Raw genomic sequence first — 25,343 nt, 5'->3', positions numbered from 1 at the left:
CGCTGAACCACCGGCGCGCCGGCACGCGCGCAGGATCAAGGGAGAGAGACATGCCGACATACAATGCCCCCGTGAAGGACCAGATGTTCGTTCTGAACGACGTCCTGAAGATCGGCACGGCGGACATACCGGGATACGAGGACCTGGACAGGGATACTGTCCAAGCGATCCTGGACGAGGCGGGAAAGGTCGCACGCGACGTGCTGGCTCCGCTGAACGTGGTCGGCGATACAGAAGGATGCGTCCTCGAAAACGGCGTGGTGCGCACGCCGAAGGGTTTCAAGGACGCGTTCGACCAGGTGCGGGAGGGCGGCTGGACGGCGCTCGACTGCGATCCGGAATTCGGTGGCCAGGGCCTGCCCTACGTGGTCGCCACGGCAGTGGGCGAGCAGTTCTCGGCCGCGAACATGGCTTTCAACATGTACCAGGGGCTCACTCACGGCGCCTATTCGGCCATCCACACTCACGGGACCGACGACCAGAAAGCCACGTTCCTGCCGCGCATGGTGACCTGTGAATGGACAGGCACCATGAACCTGACGGAGCCGCATTGCGGCACCGACCTCGGCCTGATGCGCACCAAGGCGGAACCGGAGGACGACGGCACCTACAGGATCACCGGGCAGAAGATCTTCATCTCTGCCGGCGACCACGACATGTCCGACAACGTCGTGCACCTCGTGCTGGCGAAGATCCCCGGCGGCCCCGACGGCATCAAGGGCGTGTCGCTGTTCATCGTGCCGAAGTTCCTCGTGAACGACGACGGCAGCCTCGGCGACCGCAACGAGGTCTCGGTCGGCAAGATCGAGGAGAAGATGGGCATCCACGGCAACTCCACCTGCGTCATGAACTACGACGGCGCGACGGGCTACCTGCTGGGTGAGGCGCACAAGGGGATGCGCGCCATGTTCACCATGATGAACGAGGCGCGGATGGGCGTGGGCCTGCAGGGCTATGCGCAGGCCGACGTGGCCTACCAGAACGCGCTGGAGTACGCCAAGGACCGGCTTCAGGGCCGCGACGTGACGGGGGCAAAGAACCCGGACGGCCCCGCCGATCCGCTGATCGTGCACCCCGACATCCGGCGTTCGCTGATGGACCAGAAGTCCTTTGTCGAGGGCGCGCGCGCCTTCGTCTACTGGGGCGCGTCGATGATCGACCGCGCGCACCGCAACTCGGACAAGGACGCGGACGGGCTGATCTCGCTGATGACGCCGGTCATCAAGGGCTTCCTGACCGACCGCGGCTTCGACATGTGCATCCAGGCGCAGCAGGTCTACGGCGGCCACGGCTACATCGAGGAATGGGGCATGTCGCAGTTCGCCCGCGACGCCCGGATCGCGATGATCTACGAAGGTGCGAACGGCGTGCAGGCGCTGGACCTCGTGGGCCGCAAGCTGGCGCAGGACGGCGGCAAGCACGTCATGGCCTTCTTCGACATGGTGAAGTCCTACATCGCCGAGGCGAAGGGCAAGGACGAGGCCTTCGACAAGGCCTTCCTGGAGCCGCTGAAGGCCGCCTCGAAGGACCTGCAGGGTGCGGGGATGTACTTCATGCAGAACGGCATGAAGAACCCGAACGCTGCGCTGTCGGGGTCCTATGACTTCATGCACCTCTTCGGGCATGTCTGCCTTGGTCTGATGTGGGCGAAGATGGCGGAGGCCGCGACCGAGGTGCTGGCCTCGGGCGCCGGGGATGCCGAATTCCTCAAGGCGAAGATCGACACGGGTCGCTACTACATGGCGCGGCAGCTGCCGATGACCGCGACGCACCTGAAGCGGATCGAGAGCGGCGCGGACCCGGTGATGGCGCTTGAGGCGGACGCCTTTTGAGAGGAAGGTGGGGTATAACCCCACCCTACTCCGGAGGAGCCCGTGCCCAAACGCTTTCGCCTGACCCGACGCTTCCCGGTGGCCATGACGGAAGACGGCTACCGCAAGCTGAGGGCCATCGCGCAGGAGGCCGGGCTGGATGAGGGAGAGGCGCTGTCCTTTCTCTTCGAACACTTCGAGAGCGTCACGGACGAACATGCGCTGGCCCATCGCCTGCGCCTGTTCAACGCCGAGCTGGAGGCCCGCAAGCGATGAGCCCCGCGCGGCGTCCGTGCCTTGGCGGGCGGCCCGTCCGCGGACCGCGCCGCACCGCCTGAACAGGATGGAAGACTGCTGATGACCTGGATGACCGACGAACACGCCATGCTGGCGGAGATGACGCGAAAGTTCATCGAGACCGAGTGGCAGCCGCTGTACGACAAGTGGCGCAAACAGGGCCAGATGGACCGCGAGACCTGGACGCAGGCGGGCGAGCTTGGCCTGCTCTGCCCCTCGGTGCCGGAGGAATACGGCGGCGCGGGCGGCGACTTCGGCCACGAGGCGGTGATCCTGATCGAGGCGGCGCGCGCCAACCTCGCCTCCTGGGGGCATGGCATCCACTCGGGCATCGTGGCGCATTACATCCTCGCATACGGCACGGAAGAGCAGAAGGCGCGCTGGCTGCCGAAGATGGTGACCGGCGAGCTGGTGGGCGCGCTGGCGATGACCGAACCCTCGGGCGGCTCGGACGTGCAGAACCTGAAGACGCGGGCGGTGCGCGACGGCAACGCCTACCGGCTGTCGGGGCAGAAGACCTTCATCACCAACGGCCAGCACGCCAACCTGATCGTGGTGGCGGCCAAGACCGACCCGTCGCAGGGGTCGAAGGGCACCTCGCTGATGGTGGTGGAGACCGATGGCGCGGAGGGCTTCACCCGCGGCCGCAACCTCGAGAAGATCGGCTGCCATGCGGCGGACACCTCGGAGCTGTTCTTCGACGACGTGGAACTGCCACCCGAGAACCTGCTGGGCGACGAAGAAGGCCAGGGGTTCTACCAGATGATGAAGCAGCTCCCGCAGGAGCGGCTGATCATCGGCTGCGGCGCGGTGGGCGCGATGGAGGGCGCGGTGGCCCGTACCATCGCCTACTGCAAGGAACGCGAGGCCTTCGGCGGCCCGCTGACCCAGTTCCAGAACACCCGCTTCAAGCTGGCGGAATGCGCCACCAAGACGAAGGTGGCGCGCGCCTTCCTCGACAGCTGCATGGCCCAGCACCTGAAGGGCGAACTGACGGTCGAAACGGCTGCCATGGCGAAATACTGGCTGTCGGACACGCAGGGCGAGGTGCTGGACGAATGCCTGCAACTGCACGGCGGCTACGGCTACATGCAGGAATACGCGGTGGCCGAGATGTGGACGGACGCCCGGGTGCAGCGCATCTACGGCGGCACGAACGAGATCATGAAGGAACTGATCGCGCGCGCCCTCTGACGGAGGGGCGCGTGGCGAGGGAGGAATTCGAGTATTTGGAAAGCAGAGAAACAGGAAGGTCGCACATCGGAACCCCGCTCCGGGGCGGCGGTCGACCTTCCTGCCTTGCCTGCGCCTTTGGCGAGATGCAGGGCTTCTCCGCTTGCGGTCATCGGCTCTCCAGCCTGTACCGCCACATGAGGATCGGGCATCGGAGTTAACGCCCGCTTACCAGGGAAGCGCCCTTGTGCTTCTTTGCTTCGAAAATACTCCACGGGGGTCCGGGGGTGTGAAACCCCCGGTCCTGCAAGGGACACAGGCGCTTTGGGAGGTGCTGCGATATGACGATGACACTCTACTGCTTTGGCGAGTCGGGCCATTCCTACAAGGCGGCGCTGGCGCTGCAGCTGGCGGGGCTGGACTGGCGGCCGCAGCAGGTCGATTTTTTTGGCGGCGAGACGCGCGGGGCGGCCTACCGCGCCGAGGTCAACGAGATGGGCGAATGCCCGGTGCTGGTGGACGGCGACGTGAAGCTGAGCCAGTCGGGGGTGATCCAGCAGTATCTCTCGGACACCTACGGGCATTTCGGCGGCACGACGCCGGAGGAGAAGCGCGAGGTGCTGCGGTGGGTCTTGTGGGACAACCACAAGCTGTCCTCCATGGCCGGGATGACGCGGTTCCTGATGAACTTCCTGCCCGAGGACAAGCGCCCGGCGGAGGTGATCGCCTTCAACCAGGGGCGGCTCAAGTCGGCCTATGGCATCCTCGACGCGCATCTGAAGGGGCGTGACTGGATCGCGGGCGACGGGCCGACCAATGCGGACCTCACCTGCTGCGGTTACCTCTATTACCCGGAGCCCTTCGGCTTCGACCGGGGCGACTGGCCGGAGATCGACCGCTGGCTGGGCAACATCCAGGGCCTCGACGGCTGGAAGGCGCCTTACGACCTGATGCCGGGTTCTCCGGCGGACCGGGCCTGAGCGATGCGCCGGGCGGCGGGGATGGCAGGCCGGCAGGGCCGTGCGGGCCGGGATCTCCCGGTCTGTACGGGCAGGACCTGCCTGACGCCGCCGGCCGCCCTGGTGGCACGAAATTCGAAATACACGACGATGAAAGGACGGGTCTCATGACCGAAGCCTATATCTATGACGCCGTGCGCACGCCGCGCGGCAAGGGACGCAAGGACGGCGCGCTGCACGAGGTGACCTCGCTGCGTCTTTCCGCGCAAGTGCTGAACGCGGTGAAGGAGCGCAACGGGCTCGACGGCCATGCCGTTGAGGACGTGATCTGGGGCAACGTCACGCAGGTCGGCGAACAGGGCGGTTGCCTCGCACGCTCGGCGGTGCTGGCCTCCGATCTTGACGAGTCGATCCCCGGCCTCGCCATCAACCGCTTCTGCGCCAGCGGGCTGGAGGCGGTGAACCTCGCCGCCAACCAGGTCAAGGGAGGCGCGGGTTCGGCCTATATCGCCGGCGGCGTGGAGATGATGGGCCGCGTGGCCATGGGCTCGGACGGGGCGGCGATTGCCGTCGATCCCAGCCTTGCCATGGACCGCTACTTCGTCCCGCAGGGCATCAGTGCCGACATCATCGCGACGGAATACGGCTTCTCGCGCGACGACGCCGATGCGCTGGCGGTGGAAAGCCAGCGGCGCGCGGCGGCGGCCTGGGAGGACAATCGCTTCGAAAAGTCCGTGGTGACGGTGCGCGACGTCAACGGCCTGCCGATCCTCGACCGGGACGAGTACATGCGCCCCGGCACCGACATGCAGAGCCTCGGCGCGCTGAAGCCGTCGTTCAAGGACATGGGCGAGGTCATGCCCGGCTTCGACGCGGTTGCGCTGATGAAGTACCCGCACCTGGAGCGGATCAACCACATCCACCACGCGGGCAACTCCTCGGGGATCGTCGACGGCTCGGCCGCAATTCTGATCGGCAACAAGGCGTTCGGCGAACAGTACGGGCTGAAGCCGCGGGCAAAGATCCGGGCGACCTGCAAGATCGGCACCGATCCGACCATCATGCTGACCGGCCCGGTTCCGGCGACGGAGAAGATCCTCAAGGACGCGGGCATGTCGATCGGCGACATCGACCTCTTCGAGGTGAACGAGGCCTTCGCCAGCGTGGTGCTGCGCTTCATGCAGGCGTTCGACGTGTCGGACGACAAGGTGAACGTGAACGGCGGCTCCATCGCCATGGGCCACCCGCTGGGCGCGACCGGGGCGATCATTCTGGGCACCCTGCTGGACGAGCTCGAGCGCACCGGCAAGGGCACCGGGCTGGCCACGCTGTGCATCGCCTCGGGCATGGGGGCGGCGACGATCATCGAACGGGTGTGATCGCTTCGCTTTGCGCGAACCGGGTTTCCGTTGCGCCACCGGGCCGTGTATGACGGCTGCAGGATGTCCCGCCGGCACAGGCGGGACGGCAAGACTGGAAGAAGGAAGGCAGAATGCCGAAGATCAACTTGGAGAGCGTTCCTGCGCGGACCGGGTCGGGGTATCCCGCGCCCTACGACGCGCAGGTGGCCGGCCGCAGCGTGCAGCGGCTGGGCGATGCCGGCGGCCTGTCGCAGTTCGGCGCGAACCTCGTGCGGCTGGCGCCCGGGTCGATGTCCTCGCTGCGTCACTGGCACGTCCGCCAGGACGAGTTCATGATGATGACCGAGGGCGAGCTGGTGCTGGTCGAGGACAACGGCGAGACGGTGTTGCATCCGGGCGACTGCTGCGCCTTCCCCGCCGGGGTCGAGAACGGCCATCACCTGGTGAACCGTTCGGACAGCGAGGCGGCCTTCCTCGTGATCGGCACCCGGACGGAGCGGGAGACCGGCTGGTATACGGACGTCGATCTGAAGGTCGAGGTCACGGACGGCCAGATGCGTTTCACCCGTCGCGACGGGTCGTCGCTCGGGCAGGATGCGGGCACCCCGCAGCCGGTGAAGGGAGAGATCTTCGCCGAGCTGGGCAGGCGGCTGACCAAGGCGCTGCTGACCGGGGATTTCGAGCTGTACAAGACGGTCTTCCACCTGCCGCTGAGCGTCTACCCGCGTGCGGGCGACCCTTACACGCTGAGCACGGAGGCGGAGCTGCGACAGGATTTCGACCTCTACCACGCGGCGGTCAAGGAGCAGGGCATCGACGACATCCGGCGCGACGTGGTCCGCATCCTGCGGCCCGATCCGGAAAGCAAGGTGGTCGAGGCGGAGATGCACTTTGTGAGCGGTACGGAAGAGATCGTGGAGCCCTTCGTGACCACCTTCCGGCTGGAGAAGCACGGTCCCGGCTGGCGGATCGCGCGGATCATCAGCTCGCTCGGACACATCAGCTGGACCCGGGGACAGTCCCGGATCCGCGAGAACCTGAAATTCGAACTGGACTGAAGGCGCGGGCGTCCTGCCCGGCCCGGTCCCTACACTGACTAGACAAGAGGCGGAGACAACATGACCGATTTCACCAGTGCGACGGACGCCGACGGCGTCGCGGTCATCACATGGGACGTGCCCGGCAAGTCGATGAACGTGCTGAGCCTTGAAGGGCTGGAGGAACTTGACGGGCTGGTGGATGCCGCCCTCGCCGACGAGGCCGTGAAGGGCATCGTCATCACCTCCGGCAAGGACACCTTTGCCGGCGGCATGGACCTCAACATCATTGCCAAGATGAAGGACATGGTGGGCGACGACCCGGCCAAGGGCCTTTTCGAGGGCGTGATGCGGATGCATGGCGTGCTGCGCAAGATCGAACGCGCGGGCATGGAGGCGAAGACCAACAAGGGCGGCAAGCCGATCGCGGCCGCCCTGCCCGGCACGGCGCTGGGGATCGGGCTCGAACTGCCGCTCGCCACGCACCGGATCTTTGCCGCCGACAACCCGAAGGCCAAGATCGGCCTGCCGGAGATCATGGTCGGCATCTTCCCCGGCGCGGGCGGCACGACGCGGCTGGTCCGCAAGATGGGCGCGATGGCGGCCTCTCCCTTCCTGCTGGAGGGCAAGCTGTCCGCCCCGGCCAAGGCGAAATCGGCAGGCATCATCGACGAGGTGGTCGAGGATCCGCTGGCCGCGGCGAAAGAGTGGGTGCTGAACGCCAAGGACGCCGACATCCTGAAGCCCTGGGACGCGAAGGGCTACAAGATGCCCGGCGGCGCGCCCTATCACCCGGCGGGCTTCATGACCTTCGTCGGTGCCTCGGCCATGGTGAACGGCAAGACCAAGGGCGTCTACCCGGCGGCCAAGGCGCTGCTGTCGGCGGTCTACGAAGGCGCGCTGGTGCCATTCGACACCGCGCTGAAGATCGAGGCGCGCTGGTTCACCAACGTCCTGATGAACCCGTCCTCGGGCGCGATGATCCGGTCGCTCTTCATCAACAAGGAAGCGCTTGAGAAGGGCGCGGTGCGTCCCGAGGGCGTGCCGGACCAGCGGGTGAAGAAGGTCGGCGTGCTGGGCGCGGGCATGATGGGCGCGGGCATCGCGCTGGTCAGCGCGCAGGCAGGTATCGAGGTGGTGCTGATCGACCAGAAGCAGGAGGCCGCCGACCGCGGCAAGGCCTACACCGAGAGCTTCATGGACAAGGGCATCGCGAAGAAGAAGGCGACGCCCGAGAAGAAGGAAGAGGTGCTGGGCCGGATCACCGCGACCACGGATTATTCCGCTTTGGCCGATGCCGACCTGATCATCGAAGCGGTCTTCGAGGACCCGAAGGTCAAGGCCGAGGTGACGAAGGCGGTCGATGCGGTGACCTCCGATGACTGCATCTTTGCCACCAACACCTCGACCCTGCCGATCTCGGAGTTGGCGAAGGCGTCGAAGAACCCGGAGCAGTTCATCGGCATCCACTTCTTCTCTCCGGTGGAGAAGATGATGCTGGTGGAGATCATCCGGGGCAAGGAAACCGGCGACCGCGCCGTGGCCAAGGCGCTGGACTACGTTCGCCAGATCCGCAAGACGCCGATCGTCGTGAACGACGCACGCTTCTTCTACGCCAACCGCTGCATCATCCCCTACATCAACGAGGGCATCCGGATGGTGAAGGAGGGTGTCTCCCCTGCCCTGATCGAGAATGCCGCGAAGCTGGTGGGCATGCCTCTGGGGCCGCTGCAACTGGTGGACGAGACCTCCATCGACCTCGGTGCCAAGATCGCGCGGGCGACGCGGGCGGCGATGGGCGACGCCTATCCCGATGGCGAAGTCGACGAGGTCATCTTCTGGATGGAGGAACAGGGCCGTCTGGGCCGCAAGGCCAAGGCCGGGTTCTACGACTACGACGACTCGGGCAAGCGGCAGGGCCTGTCGGAGACCGTGAAGGCGAAGTACCCTGAGGCGGAGGACCAGCCTTCCCTGACCGACGTCCAGCATCGTCTGCTGTTCGTGCAGTCGCTCGAGGCCGTCCGCGCGCTGGAAGACGGCGTGCTGATGGACATCCGCGAGGGCGACGTGGGCGCGATCCTCGGCTGGGGCTTTGCGCCCTGGTCGGGCGGCCCGCTGAGCTGGCTCGACATGCTGGGCGCGGCCTATGCGGCCGAACGCTGCGACGGCCTGGAAGAGGCCTACGGTCCCCGGTTCCACTGCCCGGACCTGCTGCGCGACATGGCGTCCAAGGGCCAGAGCTTCTACGGCCGTTTCGGAACGCAGGCCGACGCCGCTTGATGCGTGTTCCCGCCCGCGCCCTGCAACCGGGGCGCGGGCGATTTTCGCGTGGCGCCCCTGCCCGTCAGTCGGCGTGCAGCGCGGCGAAACGTTCGGCCCGGTCGATCTGCGGGGCCAGCGTGCACCAGCGGCCGCCGGTCTCCACCCAATGCGCCGCACGGGCATCGGCCCCGATCACGATTCGGTCGGGCGCGGTGGTCACGATGTCGAAGGGCAGCAGGTTCAGGAAAAGGACAAGCGCTTCGGTGGTCAGGCACATGGGAGGCAACTCCGTTTCTGGTTCGGTCTGCGGCGTCCTCCCACTGGCGCCGCGATGAGCCTAGCATCGGTTCTCACTTGCATGCTGCAGCGCAGCGCAAGTTCGGGACACGTGCGGCGGTCGTGCCCAATCGGTCCGCCAACTTCCTCAGAAAGACTGTTTTTTCATCGCGGCTCATGTGTCACGATGCCGTGAAGCAACGCCGACGGATGTGTTTTGCACCTCTCCGGTTTGCCTCTGCCTGGAGGCTGGGATCGTCGCAACGCTGCTGTTAACCTGTAATGTGCACACCCTGTGCGTGCGCACACTTTCCCGAAGAGGGCTGTCAGATGGTCGATCTCACCCCTTTGCCCGCGCTCCTGGCCACCGAGGACTGGCCCGAGGCCGAGCGTCTCCTGCGGTCTGCCGCAGCCGAGGAAGAAGCCACCGCGCCGGTCTGTTACAATCTGGCCAAGGTTCTGGAAAAGCAGGAGAAACATGCCTCCCGCGAGGACTGGTTGCGCCGCGCGCTGGCGCGCGATCCGGCGCATGGCAAGGCGTGGTTCGAACTGGGGCGCCTGCGGCTCGCCGCTGACAACCTGGAGGAGGCGGAGGCGGCCTTTTCACGCGCGGCCGAGCACATGCCGCAGGATATGGAAAGCTGGCGTATGGTGATGCGCGTGCGGCTGCGCCTGGGGCTGTGGGACGGCGTGCGCGATGCGCTGATGTACCTGCCAAGCGATGCCGAGACGCGCAGCGTTGCACGCAGTGTCGCGGACGAGATCAAGCGCCAGACGCGCGGCCTTTGCCGGCCCACTGTGCAGCCCCGCCCGGCCTGACCCCAGCATCCACGGCTGCCCGTCGCGCACTTCCTCAAATTGAAACTTCTCGCATTCGCCCGAACTGGCTTCGGTGCGGCCAGGCCCCTTGTTTTCCTGACTATCCGCATAGCGGCGCGCCGGTGCGCGTGAGATCATCCGCACATTCCGGCGCCTCGCAGCGCAATGTGGCGTCCTTTCCATGAAACTCGGAACTCTTTGTTAAGACAGCGTGCGTATTCCTGCTGAGCGTCAAACGCGCCGCACGACAGGCGCACGAAGTGCCACGAGGGATGCTGTTCGCGATGCCAGACATAAATTTCCATGCGCTCGGGCCACACCGCGCCCGTTCCGGTGAAGACCCGCTCGTTTCGTTTCTGCTGAACGCGCGGAAGGCCCCGGTGACGGTATCGGCGCGCGACGTGGCGCGGCTCGATTCCCACCGGCTGCAACTGCTTCTGGTGGCGCAGAAACAGTGGGAGGCCGACGCGGTGAAGTTCGAAGTCACCGAGATGTCGCCCTCCTTCCGCGAAGGGCTCGAACGGCTTGGGCTCACATCCGACCATTTCGACAGGGAGTTGCCCCAATGACGACCAAGGTCCTGGCGATCGACGATTCGCGTACCATCCGCAACCTGCTTCGCGTCTCCCTGGAGGGGGCCGGGTTCGAGTTTCACTCCGCCTGCGACGGTCAGGAAGGAGTGGACATCTTTCCCGAGGTCGATCCGGACGTCGTGATCACCGACATCAACATGCCGAAGATGGACGGCTTCGGCGTGATCGACACGCTGCGGGGCGGACCGAACCGGACAAACGTGCCGATTCTGGTCCTCACCACGGAGAGTTCGGACGATCTGAAGGCGCGCGCCCGCAATGCCGGCGCGACCGGATGGATCGTGAAACCTTTCGATGACGCATCGCTGGTCTCGGTGCTGCGCCGACTGACGGGACACATGGGCTGATGAGCGGGAATTCGATCAGGGACACCTTCTTCGAGGAATGCGAAGAGCTTCTCGAAGCGCTGGTGGAAGGTCTGGCCTCCATGGAGGAGAGCCCGGACGACATGGAAATCATCAACGCGGTCTTCCGCGCGGTGCATTCGATCAAGGGCGGCGCGGGGGCCTTCGGTCTCGAACGGCTGGTCAGCTTCGCCCACGCCTTCGAGACGGTGCTCGACAAGGTCCGCGACAAGGAACTCGGCATCGACGAGAAGCTGATGTCGGTGGCGCACCGCTCCGGAGACCAGCTGTCGGATCTCGTGGCCTCCGCCCGCGACGACAGCCCGCTGGACGAGGCGGCGGAAGACGAACTCAAGAAGGAGCTGGAAAGCTACCTCGGCGGCAGCGCCGATGCCGAGGAGTTCTCCTTCGACGCGCTGACGCTGGACTTCGGCGGGGGCGGCGCGACCGCCGCCGTGGAAGAGGCCGAGGCAACCGGGCAGCGGGTGTTCTCCATCCGGTTCAAGCCGATGAAGGCGCTCTATGAAAACGGCCACGAGCCGCTGCTGATCTTCGATGCCCTGGCAGAGTTCGGCACGCTCAGCGTGACGGCCGACCTGTCCGGCCTGCCGGCCTTCGACGCCTTCGATCCGAACGACGCGGTGATCTCCTGGACGCTGACGCTCACGACCGGGGAAAGCGAGACGACCCTGCACGAGGTCTTCGAGTTCGTCGAAGGGCTGTGCGAACTGGACGTCAGCGTGGAGGAAGGCGCGGCCCCCCCGGTCATGGTGGCCGCCCCACCGCCAGCCGCCTCCGCCCCTATAGCGGATGACTTGCATGACGACGACCACGACGAGGTACACGCCCCGTCCAGCAGCGCAAAGACGCCCTCTGCGTCGGCCTCCAAGGAAGCGCGCGGCCCGAAGCCCACGCTGCGCGTCGATCTCGACCGGGTGGACCGGCTGATCAACACGGTGGGCGAGCTGATCATCAATCAGGCCATGATCTCGCAGCGGATCGAGGAACTGGATCTGCCGACCGTGGCGCACCTGACCAACGAACTGGAGGCCTACAAGCTTCTGGCGCGCGACATCCAGGAAGGCGTCATGGCGATCCGCGCCCAGCCGGTGAAACCCCTCTTCCAACGCATGTCGCGCATCGTCCGCGAAGCGTCCGATGCCACTGGCAAGAAGTCGAAACTGGTGACGGTGGGCGACTCGACCGAGGTCGACAAGACGGTGATCGAACGGCTCGCCGATCCGTTGACGCACATGATCCGCAACGCCGTGGACCACGGGCTCGAAAAGCCAGATGTGCGCGAAGCTGCGGGAAAGGACGTGGTCGGCACGATCCGCCTTTCGGCTGCGCATCGCTCCGGCAGCGTCTTCATCGAGATCTCCGACGACGGCGCCGGCCTGAACCGCGAACGCATCCTCGAAAAGGCGATCGAGAAGAACCTCGTCGCGCCGGAGGCGGAGCTTTCCGACCCGGAGATCGACAACCTTCTGTTCCTGCCCGGTTTTTCGACCGCGGGCCAGGTGTCGAGCCTCTCGGGCCGCGGCGTCGGGATGGACGTGGTCAAGAACGCTGTCCAGGCGCTTGGCGGCCGGGTCTCCATCACCTCGACCCAAGGAAAGGGCACCACGTTCACCATCGTCCTGCCCCTGACGCTGGCCGTGATGGACGGGTTCGTCATCTCCGTCTCGGACCAGACGATGGTCATCCCGATCTCCTCGATCCTGGAGACGATCCGCCCCAATCCGCGCGACATTCACACCGTCGGAACGGACAGCGAGGTCGTCAGCGTGCGCGGCTCCTACGTGCCGATTGTCGATGTCGCCGAGAGCCTCGGCCTCGAACACGCCGGCGCGCGCAACAACACCGGCATCCTGCTGCTGGTCACGACCGAGATGCAGGGGCTGACCGCGCTCCGGGTCACGGCCATCCACGATCAGCGTCAGGTCGTCATCAAGAGTCTCGAAAGCAACTATGCGGCGATCCCGGGTGTCTCGGCAGCCACCATTCTCGGCGACGGCAAGATTGCCCTGATCCTCGACCCGGAAGAAATCATCAGGCTTGGCCATTCTTCCGGACCAGACCTTTTTGCTCAGCACACCAGAATGGAGCTTCGTCATGTCTGAACCAGCAGAAATGCGCGCGGATACGCAGTTCGAATTCATCACCTTCTCGGCCGGCGGTCAGAACTACTGCCTGGAGATCACGCAGATCCGGGAGATCCGGCGCTGGACCCCGGTGACCGCCCTGCCCCACACCCCCAAGGACGTGCTGGGCGTGATGAACCTGCGGGGGGCGGTCATTCCCATCTTCGACCTGGCGGCACGGTTCGGCCTGGGATCGACGCCCGCAAACGAACGCAACGTGGTGATCGTGGCCGCCATGGAAGGCACGACCATCGGCCTGCTGGTGGAATCAGTCTCGGAAATCCTCTCGGTGGAGAAAAGCGCCATCCAGGAGACGCCGGACATCAAGTCCGAAGCGACGCGGCACAGCATCCTCGGGATGATCTCCGTCGACGACACCATGGTCCGGGTCGTCAACCTCGAAGCCGTGCTGGAATCGGGCAAGGGCGTCACCTCATGACACAAGCGGAAGTTGGCAGCACACTCAGGGAGATCCCGTTCAGCGATGCCGACTTCCGGGCAATCGCGGATCTGGCCCTGGCGGAGTTCGGTCTCAACCTTGCCGAAAGCAAAAAGCCGCTGGTCTATTCCCGCCTTTCCAAGCGGTTGAAGGCACGCGACGTGCCGAGCTTTCCGCTTTACCTGGCACTGCTGGAACGCAAGGAAGAGAACGACGAACGGCTGGAGCTGATCTCGGCCCTTACGACCAACGTCACCAGTTTCTTCCGCGAGAAGCACCATTTCGACATGCTGCGCGACGAACGCGTGCCGGCGATGATCGAAAAGATCAGGGCGGGCGAACGCATACGCATCTGGTCGGCAGGTTGTTCGTCCGGCCAGGAGCCTTACTCGATCGCCATGACCATCCTAGACAAGATCCCGGACGCGGCCAGTCAGAACGTGAAGATCCTCGCCACCGACATCGATCCGAAGATCGTGGAGCGTGCCCGCAACGGACAGTACCCGGAAAGGGAAGGCACGGGCATACCGCCCGCTTTCCTTCAGAAGTGGACGCAAAAGACCCCGCCGAACGAGATCCGAATGTCGAACGAGATACGCTCGCTGATCACCTTTGCGGAACTGAACCTGATGAGCGAATGGCCTTTCCAGGGGCCGTTCGACGCGATCTTCTGCCGCAACGTCGCCATCTATTTCAACCAGGAGACGCAGCAGCGCCTCTGGTCCCGTTTCGCGGAAAAGCTCGCACCGGACGCACTGTTCTGCATCGGCCATTCGGAACGGGTCACCGGGCCCGCCACCCAGCAACTGGCGGCAACCGGCATCACCAGCTATCGCAAGACCGGGTGCACCGGTCGGCACGCATCATAACAGGAGACTGAGATGAGCTTGAAGGACTCGCTGAGAATCATGGTGGTCGACGACATGGCCACCAGCCGTGGGCTCATTACCCAAGCCTTGGACGACATCGGCATCAAGAATTACATCACCGAAAACGACGGGCGCAAGGCACTGGAGCGCCTCGGCGCCAACCCGGTCCATCTGGTCCTGTCGGACTACAACATGCCCGGGCTCGACGGTCTGGGACTGCTCAAGGCGGTGCGCAGCTCTGCCGCCACGCAGAAGATCGGGTTCATCCTCGTGACCGGACGCCCCACACCCGAGATCGTTGCACAGGCGAAACAGCTTGGCCTGAACAACATGATCAAGAAGCCTTTCACCTCGGACACCATGAAGCAGTGCATCGAAAGTGTCGTGGGACGGTTGTGATGCGCATGGAGCCGCCCCCCCTGCCCCTCAGACTGGCGGCTGAACGCGTGTCGGCCGAGCTTGAAGCGTTGTATGACCGGCTCGAACGGCTGGAGTACGGGCTGGACATGGTGTTCATGCACACCACCGAAGCCCTCGACGGCCAGACGATCAGCATGCTTCAGGAACTGGACATGCTCCGGCAATCGCTGGGCGCGCTTGCCGATTTCCTCGTGCACCTGGCGAGGGATACGGACGAGTGCGGTCTCGTCAACCCTGAAGAGGCGCTGAGGTCGGTGCCGCTCAGGGACATGGCGGTCAGGCTCGGCGGCAAGACGAAGGCCGAGCCGGTCAGCGGCCACGCGGAACTGTTCTGAGCGCCGCCGCCTACACGTAACGCCAGCGCCGGCATCTCCGCCGGCTTGCAGAGGTCGAGGAATGGTTACCCACAGCGTCATCGTTGCGACACCCGACGGACTTCAGCGCAACCGTCTGGCGCGGATCGTCGACACTGCGCCGGAGTTCGAAGTGATCGCCTGTACGAGCGATCTCATGAACACCTACAACGAGGTGGAAGAACGGCTGCCCAACGCCGTTCTGATCGCCGAAGTGCTTGCGAACCTGCCGGAGTTCGAGGTGATGCACGCGCTGTTCTCGACTCTGGACATACGCTGGCTGGTGATCACCGGGCGGGGCGCCGCCAGCGCGAACCTCGCGCGCGCGCACAAGCCGCGGCGCAGCAGTGCCGACCTGTTCTCGATCCCCATGGATTCACCGGCGGACACGGTCATCGAACAGCTGAAAAGCCTGACGCGCACCGCGGCCTCCAGACGGCCCGCAGCCAAGAAGCCGGTCCATATACCGCCTCCAGCACCACGCCCGACAGCTAGAACGCCGCCCCCGGACCTGCCGAGGCGGCCGCAACCCGGCGTGCCCAGAGGACAGGGCAGTCCGCTGATCCTGATCGGCGCCAGCACGGGCGGCGTGGACGCCTTGCTGAGCGTGCTGGACAGTTTCCCGTCCGATTGCCCGCCCACCTTGATCGTGCAGCACACCGGTTCAGGCTTCGGCGAAAGCCTTGTCAGCCTGCTGGACCGGCAATGTCGTGCCCACGTCGAACTGGCGACAGGCAGCCGTCCGCTGCGGCCCGGGGTCATTACGGTCGGAGCCGGAGTCCGCAGGCACCTCGTCATCGAGGATGCAGCGGCCCGCACCTGCGGCTTGGGCGACGAGGCCCCGGTCTCCGGCCATGTGCCGTCGGTCGACGCGCTGTTTCATTCGGCGGTGCCGCTCGCGCCCTGCATTGCCGCCGCCCTGCTGACAGGCATGGGGCGGGACGGCGCCGCCGGGCTCAAGGCGTTGCGCGATGCGGGCGCAATGACCGTCGCGCAGGATCAGGCAACAGCGGTCGTCTACGGCATGCCGCGCGCCGCGGCAGAGATTGACGCCGCGGTGCGTATCATGCCGCTCGACAAGATCGGACCGGCTTTGCTGCAGTACGCGGCGGGCACAAGACAGGAACGCAGGGAGGTCATGCGATGATGGCGAAACCGGAGAAGCTGATCAACGTCATCCAAGGCGACTACGTGATATCGGAGGACTCCGACGCGGTGCTGACGACGGTGCTCGGGTCCTGCATCGCGGTCTGTTTCGTTGATCCTGTCCGCAAGATCGGCGGCATGAACCACTTTCTCCTGCCAAGCCGCGAAGGGCTTGAGGGGGCGAACGTGCGTTACGGGGCCTACGCGATGGAGCTTCTGATCAACGGCCTCCTCAAACGCGGCGCGGACCGGTCGCGCCTTCAGGCGAAGATGTTCGGCGGGGCCAGCATGATGGGCAACCTGCGCGACATCGGCGCCTCCAACGCGGCCTTTGCCCGGAAGTTCCTCAAGGACGAGGACATACCGATCACGGCAGAAAGCACCGGCGGCACCTCGGCGCGGCGGATCCGCTTCTGGCCGACGGACGGGCGGGTGCGCCAATTGCTTGTCAGTGCCGACGTGGAGCCGCTGCCGGTGGAAAAGCCCGCACCGGTCCCGCGCCCTGTCAAGGACGACATCACGCTTTTCTGAGAAGGGTGTGGGGCTGCAATGGCCGCATGTTCGTCCCCTGCGCGATCTGCTAGGCAGGCCCGGACGACGAAGCCCGGCCGGATCGCGGCAAGGGGCGCGCGCGCCGGTAGCCTGAACGGCCCCCTCGGGTCGCGGCAGCGGTGGCGCAGATCCGGAAGGCCAAGCGATGCAGGACAAACCCCTGCCCTATACCCGCGACCTGCTGCTGATCGGCGGCGGCCACACTCATGCCCTCGTGCTGCGCATGTGGGGCATGTCGGCCCTGCCCGGCGCCAGGGTGACGGTGATCAACCCGGAGCCCACCGCGCCCTACTCGGGCATGTTGCCGGGGCATCTGGCAGGGCACTACGACCGCCGCGCACTGGACATCGACCTCGTGCAATTGGGGCGGTTCGCCGGAGCACGGGTGATCGTCGGCCGGGTGACGGGCCTCGATACGGACGCGCGGGTGGCCAAGCTGGAAGACGGGCGGCAGATCGCTTTCGACGTGGCGTCGGTCGACGTGGGCATCACGAGCGACATGCCGGCCCTGCCCGGCTTCGCCGCCAACGCCGTACCGGCAAAGCCGCTCGGCCCCTTTGCCTCGGCCTGGGGGCGATACCTGGAGGGCAACGGCCCCGCGAAAGTGGCTGTGATCGGCGGCGGTGTCGCGGGCGCGGAGATCGCGCTGGCCATGGCGCATGCCCTCGGCGCCCGCGGGCGCAGCGCGGAAGTCCACCTGATTGAACGCGACACGGCGCTCTCTGCCCTGCCCCCGCGCAGTGCTGCCCGCCTGCGGACGGCCTTCGCGGGCATGGGCGTGACGGTGCACGAAGGCGCCGACGTCAGCGCAGTGACCGAAGACGGCGTCATGATCGGCGACCGTCTGCTGGAGGCGGGTTTTGTCTGTGGCGCCGCGGGCGCGCGCCCCCAGGCCTGGCTCAACGAGACCGGGCTGGCCCTTCACGACGGTTTCGTCGCGGTGGGGCCGACTTTGGAAACTTCCGTCACCGGGACATTTGCAACCGGAGATTGCGCCCACATGACCGCGTCGCCCCGGCCCAAGGCGGGCGTTTATGCCGTGCGGCAGGCGCCCGTGCTGCTGCACAACCTGCGCGCGCGGCTGTCCGGTCAGGATCGGCTGAAACGCTACCGCCCGCAGCGCGACTACCTGAAGTTGATCTCGCTGGGGGAGAAGGCGGCTCTTGGCGACCGCTTCGGGATGACCTTCCAGGGCAAGTGGGTCTGGCGGTGGAAGGACCTTATCGACCGTACGTTCATGGACAAGTTCCGCAACCTGCCCGCCATGACGCAGCCGGCGCTGCCGCGCGACCATGCGGATGGTCTGGCCGATCTGCTCGCCGGCAAACCGCTGTGCGGCGGCTGCGGCGCCAAGGTCGGACAGGAGGCGCTGATGGCCGCGCTGGCAGAGACCGGCGGCACCGCCCTGCCCGGCGACGATGCGGCCGTCTTGACCATGGGCGCGGAACGCATGGTGCTGAGCACGGACCACCTGCGCGAGATGGTGCGCGATCCGGAGGTCATGACCCGCCTCGCCGCGCATCACGCCCTCGGCGACATCTGGGCCATGGGGGCGGAACCGCAAAGCGCGACAGCCAACATCGTCCTGCCGCAGATGGCACCGCGCCTCGCGGGCCGCACCCTGCGCGAAATCATGTCGGCGGCGCATGAGGTCATGGCCGAGGCCGGCGCGACCATCGTCGGCGGCCACACCTCGCAGGGGGCCGAGATGACCATCGGCTTCACGATCCTCGGCCGCGCGCCCGGGACGCCGATCACGCTGGACGGCGCCCTCCCCGGCGACATCCTTGTGCTGACGAAGCCCATCGGCTCGGGCCTGATCATGGCGGCAGAGATGCAGGGGCTGGCCGAAGGCGATTGGGTGGTCGGCGCGCTGCGTCAGATGACCCGGTCCCAGGGCGCGGCCTCCCGCCTCCTGCGCGTGGCGCATGCGATGACGGATGTCACGGGCTTCGGCCTTGCCGGGCACCTGCGCAACATCTGCCTGAACTCCGCCGTGGGGGCAGAGCTGCGGCTCGACGATGTGCCCCTGCTGGAGGGTGCGCTGGAACTGGCGCAAACCGACCTGCGCGCCTCGCTCTTCGCCGAGAATCGCGCGCTTCTGCCCGACGCGCCTTCCGGTCCGCGCGCCGATCTGCTGTTCGATCCGCAGACCGCCGGGGGCCTGATGGCCGCCGTCCCCGAAGCGGAACGCGGCGTCCTCGCCCGGCTGCGCGAGGCCGGCTATCCCGTGGCCGAGATCGGGCGGATCACCGACCGCGTCGGTCAGATCTCGATCGTCTGAAGCCGCTCCGCGATGCGATCCGCGAGGTCGTCCTGCGCCGCCTCGGTCAGCGCATCGGCATGGAAGACCTCCAGCACGCGGCGCGTCAGCGCCGACATGGACTTGCGGTAGGCCGGGTCATAGTGGTCGGCGGCGAGCGAATGGCAGAGCGTTTCAAGCCGCCCTTCCCCGACGAGTTCCCCCCAGTGGTCGACCAGCGCGTGGCCCCGGTGGTAACGCAGGGGCGCGAGTTTCTCCATCAGCGCCGCGCCATCGGCCAGGATGTCGGCGTAGGCCTCCGCCAGGTAACGGGCGCGCACTTCCACCGGGATCTCGACCTCCAGCCACGGCGCGGCCTTCATCCCCTCCCACAGCGACGGCGGCAGGTTGATGTCGCCGATCTTGCTGCTTTCGGCCTCGACGATTACCGGGCGGTCCGGCGACAGCGCCAGAAGCCGCTGTGCCAGTTCCGTCTCGAACGCCTTCTGGCTGGGCTGCCCGCCGGCCATGCCGCCCAGAAGCGAGCCGCGGTGGTTCGCCAGCCCCTCGAGGTCAAGCACTTGCACCCCGCGCCGCCCCAGCCGGTGCAGGAGTTCGGTCTTGGCGCTGCCGGTGTAGCCGCCGAGCTGGATGAACCGATGCGGCAGGGTGTTGTCGTAAAGGTATCCGCTCACCAGCCGGCGAAAGGTCCGGTAGCCGCCATCGATCAGCCCGGGCCGCCAGCCGATCTCGCCCAGCATCCACGCGAAACTGCCCGAGCGCTGCCCGCCACGCCAGCAATAGACCAGCGGCCGCCAGTTGCCCTCGTGGTGCGACAGCGAGGTGCGCAGATGGCGGGCGGCGTTCTCGAACACCAGCGCGGCGCCGATCTTGCGGGCCTTGAACGGGCTCTCCTGCTTGTACATCGTGCCGACGCGCGCCCGCTCCTCATTGTCGAGGACCGGCAGGTTGATGGCGCCGGGCACGTGGTCCTCGGCAAATTCCGCCGGGCTGCGCACATCGATGACCGTGTCGAAGCCGTGATCCAGCAACTCGGGAAGGGTTTTCGGAGAGAGTTTCATCCCCGCGATTTAGCCTTGCACGCGCCGCGAGGGAAGAGGCTGCGGCCTGTTGGAAAAAAGCGTCGATTTTCCGCTGGACACCGGTTTCGGCCTCGACTAAACCGCCTCCACCCGAAGGCGGTGCCCTCTGAGAGAGGACAGGCCTTGACCCGTGCCCGGGTAGCTCAGGGGTAGAGCAGTGGATTGAAAATCCTCGTGTCGGTGGTTCGATTCCGCCCCCGGGCACCACAAATCTCAATTAATGCGTTATTTATCAAAGCGTTGTATTGGGCCTGTGGCGGGTCATCCCCACAATGTTTCCCACAAACGTCACGCTGGATTTTTACCATGAGTTGAATAGTGTTTTGTTGAGACATCCTGTTTCGATGAAAGGTGAAAGCCATGAGTATTAAGGCACTCTACGAGATCAAGCGACAAACCTTCCTCCAAGGTTACATCGCCAACCCAGACCGTTTCGACGACGCGCTCGCGTTCGCCCACATGCACCGCCTCGCGCCAATCTTTCATGAAGTGAGTGTGCGCGAAGAACACGGCGAAGACCCCTTTGCAGAGGCATATTGGATCGACGCAGAGTTTGCCGGGTCGGTGACAAGCCATCTAGACAAACTCTGGAAGGCCGAAAACTACGAAGACATGGCCTTCTATAAGCTCGAAGACAAGTTTGGTGGCTATCACAATAAGCGCATGGAGTTGGTGTTCGTCCTCGAATACACGCGCATTTCAGGCCGTTTCAATGACAAGACGTTCGAAGCAATCGAAGCGGACGCCCCGTCGGAAGCCAATAATCTCGACAGCACCTTTTCCCCTGAAGAAGTCTACTTCGACTAAGCTCGGCGCCACGGAGAGGCCCGCAGGAGGGCCTTTTGGGGTCTCGGGTGGGGTAGCCTACCAAATGTAGCGAAAGGCCCCTGTAGGGCGCTCTCTGGCGCTCATAGGCATATGGGGCCTGCGGCCCCTTGGTCTGTCCATAGGGCAAGCCCGCGCCCTTGGCCTTCTGTAGGGAGATGGGAAAGGGAATCCCCTCTGCCCATGGCAAAGGTCCGGCAAGCAAGGCAGTGACGCGCCCCCGGCGCGGCGCTGCGGTAGTAGCTCCACCTCTTTTGACCGAATTAACATCTTCTCTGGAATCATAAGAAGAGGAGTAACTACTACCAAGAGAGATACTCAGAGAAGATAATTCGGTCATTTCTTCACGCAGCATCAGGAAGCCCCCTATTTTCAAGGTACATGCGCAGGGCCACGTGGGCGTAACGCCGCAGGAGAGACAAGTGCGGCTTGCGCCATGTCCACCAGTTGTGCGTCCGGCCCGGAAGCCCCGCCTTGCGCTCTATCCGCGTGATGCCGGTGCGCGGGTCCTTCACCTTCACGCGCTTGGCCACGCGCTGGTACTGCAACAGGTCCGCGTCCCTGAGGAGATAGGCCGTCATCAACTCGTGGCTTCCCTCTAGCGCCTCCGCAAGGCCGACCACTACGCCCGCCTGCCGCAGGTGCCATGCAACGTCCAAATCCGCTTTCACCCTGTCCATGAACTCGGGCCAGTTGGTGACAGCGTGATGGAACACCTCCGCCTGCGGCATGCCGCGCCAATCCTCCATCATGCCCCGGATGCGCCCATAGTCCTCACGGGGCAGCACCTTCCACCGCGCCACCACCTGCGCCCGCTCTGCCTCGGGCAGGCCCGCGCTCTCAATCTTGGTCATGACCGTGCGGAACGTCTTGGCCATGATATTGGCCACGTGCTTTTCCTCGGCCTTGCGCGCCGCATCCGGGTCCGGGGCGCCCACCCGCAGCAAAGCCACCTTGTCCCCTTTGAACCCTCGGGTGGCAAACTGGAGCGGGGGCTTCTTTTGGAGGCGCCGCAGTGTGCTGACACTCACACCGGCACGGGCGGCCCACTCGGGCTGTGGCAGCGGCTCCGCCCATGTGAACCCGTCCCAGTCGTGCCCATGCTCTTGCATGGACTGCCAGACCAGACGGCACAGCGCCTCGTGGTTCCGGCTCACACAGGCGGAGAAGTCCGGCTCAGTGGAGTATAAACCGTCAAGGGGCGTGGACCGCTTGCGCCTGCGAACGCCGTTTGTCATGCTGTGGTCGTCCTTCGTGCTTGCTCGTGCGATTGACTTCTAGCCTCTGGGGGGTGGTGCCCCCAAGGAAGCCCCCAGCCCTTTTCGGGATGGGGGCTTTTACTTTAGGCGGCCTTGGGCCGGTCCGTCGAACCTGAAAATCCGGCAGGCCTTTTTCGTTTCCTTACAGGCGGTTGTACGGGTTTTCGTTCCGCACCCGGTGCGGGGTCTCTCAGAGGGCGGATGTCCCCCAGCGCCGTGCACAGCACCAACCACAGCGGCAGGCCATAGCCGTCTGCCAAAGCGGTCAGGCTCCGCAGGCCGGGGTTCTTGCTATGCTTATTTTCGTAGTAGGAAATCTGGGACCGGCTCAGCCCGCCACGGAAATGGATGGTTTCCCGCTGCAGGCCCATCGCCTCGCGTGACGTGCGCAACAGGTTCGACAGGCTGTCCGGTGTGTAGGCGTCCGGCTTGTCCGCAACCAGTTCCGCCACCTCATCACGAATACCGTACACATTGGCCACGGCTAGAAGCATCTCCTTGGGTGTCATGGGGCTGTTTCCCTCAACTCTGGCGCGGAGCCGGTGCGGCGCTGCACGCGGAATTTCTGTGTGAGGCCCAGCGTGTCCGCCCCGAGGGCTTCCCGCACCGTGAGCCACGTGCCGTCCGGGGCTTGCACCAGATCGGGCACCACCCCGTCCGGTACCTGCATAAGCGTCAGCACGCCCCGGTCTGTGGTGCCGTCGCCCCCGGCGTCCGCCCACCGCAAAGTGCCATAGCAGGACGCCGCCCAGTCAAAGACAACCCGCTTGCAGGCGGCGGCAAAGCGCCCGTCCTGTGCAGGGTCCGGGTCCAGCTCGACCTTTAGGTACAGCAAGTGCACCCGCCACAGGGCGGACTGTTTCGCGGCCCGCAGGAAGGTGTCCGCAATCTGGGTCATGCCTCGTCCCCCCAGCCCACCAGCCGCATGGCCCGCTCAAGCGGCACCCCGGCGCCGGTCAGAACGCCTACGGCCCGCGCGCGCCCGGCAACGTCCGCCGACATCATGCTGGCATTGGACAGCTTGGTGACACCCACCTTGGCAAACTCGGGCAGAAGCTGCCGCGCCATCGGCTCCACCGTCTGCAGCACGAAAAGCCTGTAGGCTTCCCGCATGGCGCCAGCATTGCCGCTGGCCGTGGTCAGAGCCGGGGGAATGCCCGCCGCCGCCAGCACACGGGCGTGCAGGCTGTCCACTGCCGGGTTGAGGTCCGCCTGCCGTAGATCGGGGCCAAGCTCAACGCGCCGAAACTCATTGCCGCGCGGCTGCCCCGTGTTCATGGCAAAATCCGCCCTGGACTTGATTGCCGCCAGCGTGCCGCCCCCCTTGAGGCCCCGCAGGGCAGCCGCCTGTTGCTCCTCCGGCACGGTATCCGGGAAGGGTAGCACGCCCTTGCCCAGCCATTCCGTGGCGCTGGAAATTGCGCCCTCAATCTCGGCCATCAGCCGGGGGCTGCCACCCATCAGCAGGAAGGGACTGCGACCGCGCCACGGCTGGGCCGCATCGCTGTTGATGGTCAGCCGCAGCACCTCGCCCTCAATGGCGCGCACGCTCTCTGTCTCCGCAGGCCGCGCGATATGCAGATGATACCGGCCCCGCCCCAGCTCATCCCAGTAGGCGGCCCGATGCAGGGTCAGGTCGTTTGCCTCCACGCGGATGTGCCACACGCTTTCGCCCCGCAGGCACAGGTCCAGCCCGATTGCCGCCAGCACGTCCGCCCGGAGCGGCCCCGCGTCCGGCGTGGGGTCGAGCATGGCGAAGGCCCGCGACCAGTAGGAGGCCGCCGTGCCGATGGTGGCGGACAGCGCCGCGCTGCCATCACTCCGCAGCCCGTCCCGCCGCGCGGACAGGTATTCCGCCGTCACGCTGGGGAAGGCCGCGCGCTGTTCCATGTCGGTGGTTTTCTTCCGGAATGGCCACATTACCAGCGCACCTCCCCAGCCAAGAGCAAGCCCGCGCCCGATGCCTTGAACAGGCCCGCCAGCGCCTCGCGCGTCATGGTGCTGTCCCCAGCCGTGATACTGCGGAACTCGCGCCGTGCCGGGCTGTGAATGAGCTGGTAGAGGGCCAGCGCCCGGCAAGCCTCGGACACGTTCTCCGCAGGGGTGCCGGGGTCCACAGCGCCCGCCGTAAGGCGATAGCGCCCGGCGGGGAGGTCCAGCACCGCGCCGAACTCGGGCACGTACTCCGCCACCACAGCGGCCCAAGCGCCGCCGCTCCACTGCTCTACGGTCAGGCTGTCCGGGTAAGGCTGCCGGGGCCACTGTGCGTCCCCCTGCGCGTCCAGCACCGCCACAGCGGTGGCCGCCGTGGCAGGCCAGTACAGGCGCCCCGTGTAGCTCTCCACCATACGCCAGCTCGCGGCAATCATGGCGGTGGCCCGCTCATTGGTGGTGGAGGCCTCCAAGGCAACGTCCACCGCCGTGGGCGTGCTGGGCAGGCTGCCCCGTGTCATCGTGATGTCTGTGGTGGTCATGGCAGGATGATCCTTTCCGTGCGCACCGGGTGCGCCGTGTTCTGCATCGCGCGCAGCTCTGCTTGGCTGGCCTCATAAGCGGGCCGGGTCACCAAGCTCAGCTCGTAGAGGACAAGCTGCAGGATGGTCCGGATGAAGACGCCGGGATTGCCGGGCTCCGGGTCCAGCCGCTCCGCATCAGGCACCGCCTCTCGGGGCGGCACGCGGAAGCCGGGCGAGATGCCCTTAACCAGCCCGCTGGCCAGAAGCGCCAGCGCATCCCGCACGTGGCTCACATCCTCCAAGGCCGGATCAATCGCCGCCTCAAAGCTCAGCGCCGTATCATCGGCGCGCAGCGTCAGGCTGCCATTGCGGCGGCTGGCCAAGGGTCTGTCAAAGCTGTGCCCCAGCAGCAGGGACACCTCCCGGTCTTCGTTCTCCAGCGTCCAATTGAACGCCCCGGGCGCGATGCGCTCCTTACGGACGCGGCCCCGGTCTGCGATGGTGGCCAGCGCGTTGAAAGGAAAGGCCCCGGCAATCACCGGCTGTTTCCCTTGGCGGCGAAGCTCAAGCCCCGCCGCCACCCATGTTGCCCGGTGCTCCATA

General features: G+C 65.9%; 27 protein-coding genes and 1 tRNA gene. 20 read left to right on the top strand and 8 right to left on the bottom strand.

Translation table 11 applies throughout. The annotated features are described in order from the left end of the window. The first annotated feature begins 50 nt into the window (after positions 1 to 50). From ACU0DV_RS01630 to ACU0DV_RS01600, 7 genes are all read left to right on the top strand, one after another. Complete coding sequence (locus tag ACU0DV_RS01630; protein WP_446242063.1) at positions 51 to 1,832, top strand: acyl-CoA dehydrogenase C-terminal domain-containing protein; 1,782 nt, start codon at positions 51 to 53, stop codon at positions 1,830 to 1,832. A 42-nt stretch (positions 1,833 to 1,874) separates the two neighbouring features. Next, complete coding sequence (locus ACU0DV_RS01625) at positions 1,875 to 2,087, top strand: hypothetical protein (protein WP_446242064.1); 213 nt, start codon at positions 1,875 to 1,877, stop codon at positions 2,085 to 2,087. Between the two features lie 81 nt (positions 2,088 to 2,168). After that, positions 2,169 to 3,302, top strand: a complete 1,134-nt coding sequence (locus ACU0DV_RS01620) for an acyl-CoA dehydrogenase family protein (protein WP_446242065.1) — start codon at positions 2,169 to 2,171, stop codon at positions 3,300 to 3,302. 320 nt (positions 3,303 to 3,622) lie between these two features. Next, positions 3,623 to 4,261: a glutathione S-transferase family protein gene (locus ACU0DV_RS01615; RefSeq protein ID WP_446242066.1), complete on the top strand. Its 639-nt coding sequence runs from the start codon at positions 3,623 to 3,625 to the stop codon at positions 4,259 to 4,261. A gap of 146 nt (positions 4,262 to 4,407) precedes the next feature. Beyond that, positions 4,408 to 5,619 carry an acetyl-CoA C-acetyltransferase gene (locus ACU0DV_RS01610; RefSeq protein ID WP_446242067.1) on the top strand — a complete coding sequence of 404 codons (1,212 nt, stop codon included), beginning with the start codon at positions 4,408 to 4,410 and terminating at the stop codon, positions 5,617 to 5,619. A gap of 113 nt (positions 5,620 to 5,732) precedes the next feature. Continuing rightward, positions 5,733 to 6,659: a cupin domain-containing protein gene (locus tag ACU0DV_RS01605; protein WP_100927394.1), complete on the top strand. Its 927-nt coding sequence runs from the start codon at positions 5,733 to 5,735 to the stop codon at positions 6,657 to 6,659. Positions 6,660 to 6,719: 60 nt separating this feature from the next. Beyond that, positions 6,720 to 8,918: a 3-hydroxyacyl-CoA dehydrogenase NAD-binding domain-containing protein gene (locus tag ACU0DV_RS01600; RefSeq protein WP_446242068.1), complete on the top strand. Its 2,199-nt coding sequence runs from the start codon at positions 6,720 to 6,722 to the stop codon at positions 8,916 to 8,918. 64 nt (positions 8,919 to 8,982) lie between these two features. On the opposite strand, the gene ACU0DV_RS01595 is transcribed toward ACU0DV_RS01600, so the two are convergent. Continuing rightward, entirely contained in the window at positions 8,983 to 9,177 is a 195-nt protein-coding gene (locus ACU0DV_RS01595; protein ID WP_446242069.1) for a hypothetical protein, read from the bottom strand. 329 nt (positions 9,178 to 9,506) lie between these two features. Between ACU0DV_RS01595 and ACU0DV_RS01590 the strand changes: the two genes are divergently transcribed. The 11 genes from ACU0DV_RS01590 to selD all read left to right on the top strand — a co-directional run bounded on the left by ACU0DV_RS01590 (position 9,507) and on the right by selD (position 19,139). Further along, complete coding sequence (locus ACU0DV_RS01590; RefSeq protein WP_370323390.1) at positions 9,507 to 9,995, top strand: tetratricopeptide repeat protein; 489 nt, start codon at positions 9,507 to 9,509, stop codon at positions 9,993 to 9,995. 284 nt (positions 9,996 to 10,279) lie between these two features. Then, a complete protein-coding gene (locus ACU0DV_RS01585) occupies positions 10,280 to 10,564 on the top strand; it encodes an STAS domain-containing protein (protein WP_198521808.1) in 285 nt (94 codons plus the stop codon). Then, complete coding sequence (locus ACU0DV_RS01580; protein ID WP_100927399.1) at positions 10,561 to 10,935, top strand: response regulator; 375 nt, start codon at positions 10,561 to 10,563, stop codon at positions 10,933 to 10,935. Before ACU0DV_RS01585 ends, ACU0DV_RS01580 begins: the two co-directional genes overlap by 4 nt. After that, positions 10,935 to 13,055: a chemotaxis protein CheA gene (locus ACU0DV_RS01575; RefSeq protein ID WP_370312016.1), complete on the top strand. Its 2,121-nt coding sequence runs from the start codon at positions 10,935 to 10,937 to the stop codon at positions 13,053 to 13,055. The genes ACU0DV_RS01580 and ACU0DV_RS01575 overlap by 1 nt, the downstream gene beginning before the upstream one ends. Next, positions 13,048 to 13,515, top strand: coding sequence for a chemotaxis protein CheW (locus ACU0DV_RS01570; RefSeq protein WP_254698309.1), 468 nt, complete (start codon positions 13,048 to 13,050; stop codon positions 13,513 to 13,515). The genes ACU0DV_RS01575 and ACU0DV_RS01570 overlap by 8 nt, the downstream gene beginning before the upstream one ends. Beyond that, positions 13,512 to 14,384 (top strand): CheR family methyltransferase, encoded by an 873-nt coding sequence (locus ACU0DV_RS01565; RefSeq protein WP_446242070.1) that lies wholly within the window; start codon positions 13,512 to 13,514, stop codon positions 14,382 to 14,384. The genes ACU0DV_RS01570 and ACU0DV_RS01565 overlap by 4 nt, the downstream gene beginning before the upstream one ends. A 12-nt stretch (positions 14,385 to 14,396) precedes the next feature. After that, entirely contained in the window at positions 14,397 to 14,783 is a 387-nt protein-coding gene (locus tag ACU0DV_RS01560) for a response regulator (RefSeq protein ID WP_100927402.1), read from the top strand. Between the two features lie 5 nt (positions 14,784 to 14,788). Beyond that, complete coding sequence (locus ACU0DV_RS01555; RefSeq protein ID WP_446273467.1) at positions 14,789 to 15,139, top strand: chemotaxis protein; 351 nt, start codon at positions 14,789 to 14,791, stop codon at positions 15,137 to 15,139. Positions 15,140 to 15,200: 61 nt separating this feature from the next. After that, on the top strand, positions 15,201 to 16,304 hold the full coding sequence (locus ACU0DV_RS01550; protein ID WP_446242072.1) for a CheB methylesterase domain-containing protein: 1,104 nt from the start codon (positions 15,201 to 15,203) through the stop codon (positions 16,302 to 16,304). Then, a complete protein-coding gene (locus ACU0DV_RS01545; RefSeq protein WP_100927405.1) occupies positions 16,301 to 16,834 on the top strand; it encodes a chemotaxis protein CheD in 534 nt (177 codons plus the stop codon). Before ACU0DV_RS01550 ends, ACU0DV_RS01545 begins: the two co-directional genes overlap by 4 nt. 166 nt (positions 16,835 to 17,000) lie before the next feature. Next, the gene (selD, locus tag ACU0DV_RS01540) at positions 17,001 to 19,139 is read left to right on the top strand and encodes a selenide, water dikinase SelD (protein WP_446242073.1); all 2,139 of its coding nucleotides are present in this window, start codon (positions 17,001 to 17,003) and stop codon (positions 19,137 to 19,139) included. Here the strand turns inward: selD and mnmH are convergent. Beyond that, entirely contained in the window at positions 19,121 to 20,179 is a 1,059-nt protein-coding gene (gene mnmH, locus ACU0DV_RS01535) for a tRNA 2-selenouridine(34) synthase MnmH (protein WP_446242074.1), read from the bottom strand. The two genes, selD and mnmH, sit on opposite strands and share 19 nt — an antisense overlap. 153 nt (positions 20,180 to 20,332) lie before the next feature. Between mnmH and ACU0DV_RS01530 the strand changes: the two genes are divergently transcribed. Both ACU0DV_RS01530 and ACU0DV_RS01525 read left to right on the top strand, forming a co-directional pair. Then, positions 20,333 to 20,407 (top strand) — tRNA-Phe (locus tag ACU0DV_RS01530). A 153-nt stretch (positions 20,408 to 20,560) separates the two neighbouring features. Then, positions 20,561 to 21,007 carry a hypothetical protein gene (locus ACU0DV_RS01525; RefSeq protein WP_446242075.1) on the top strand — a complete coding sequence of 149 codons (447 nt, stop codon included), beginning with the start codon at positions 20,561 to 20,563 and terminating at the stop codon, positions 21,005 to 21,007. A gap of 362 nt (positions 21,008 to 21,369) precedes the next feature. Here ACU0DV_RS01525 and ACU0DV_RS01520 read toward each other — a convergent pair whose 3' ends face one another. From ACU0DV_RS01520 to ACU0DV_RS01495, 6 genes are all read right to left on the bottom strand, one after another. After that, on the bottom strand, positions 21,370 to 22,263 hold the full coding sequence (locus tag ACU0DV_RS01520; protein WP_446242076.1) for a hypothetical protein: 894 nt from the start codon (positions 22,261 to 22,263) through the stop codon (positions 21,370 to 21,372). A gap of 104 nt (positions 22,264 to 22,367) precedes the next feature. Continuing rightward, positions 22,368 to 22,793 carry a helix-turn-helix domain-containing protein gene (locus ACU0DV_RS01515; RefSeq protein WP_446242077.1) on the bottom strand — a complete coding sequence of 142 codons (426 nt, stop codon included), beginning with the start codon at positions 22,791 to 22,793 and terminating at the stop codon, positions 22,368 to 22,370. Continuing rightward, the gene (locus ACU0DV_RS01510; protein ID WP_446242078.1) at positions 22,790 to 23,182 is read right to left on the bottom strand and encodes a hypothetical protein; all 393 of its coding nucleotides are present in this window, start codon (positions 23,180 to 23,182) and stop codon (positions 22,790 to 22,792) included. The genes ACU0DV_RS01515 and ACU0DV_RS01510 overlap by 4 nt, the downstream gene beginning before the upstream one ends. Then, a complete protein-coding gene (locus tag ACU0DV_RS01505; protein WP_446242079.1) occupies positions 23,179 to 24,174 on the bottom strand; it encodes a hypothetical protein in 996 nt (331 codons plus the stop codon). Before ACU0DV_RS01505 ends, ACU0DV_RS01510 begins: the two co-directional genes overlap by 4 nt. 29 nt (positions 24,175 to 24,203) lie before the next feature. Further along, on the bottom strand, positions 24,204 to 24,758 hold the full coding sequence (locus tag ACU0DV_RS01500) for a hypothetical protein (protein WP_446242080.1): 555 nt from the start codon (positions 24,756 to 24,758) through the stop codon (positions 24,204 to 24,206). Beyond that, positions 24,755 to 25,342 carry an HK97 family phage prohead protease gene (locus ACU0DV_RS01495; protein ID WP_446242081.1) on the bottom strand — a complete coding sequence of 196 codons (588 nt, stop codon included), beginning with the start codon at positions 25,340 to 25,342 and terminating at the stop codon, positions 24,755 to 24,757. The genes ACU0DV_RS01500 and ACU0DV_RS01495 overlap by 4 nt, the downstream gene beginning before the upstream one ends. Between the last annotated feature and the right edge of the window lies 1 nt (position 25,343).

The sequence above is a fragment of the Sagittula sp. genome, assembly GCF_052825245.1.
Note: the sequence above shows the minus strand (reverse complement) of the source record. Positions and strands in the feature narration are given on the sequence as shown.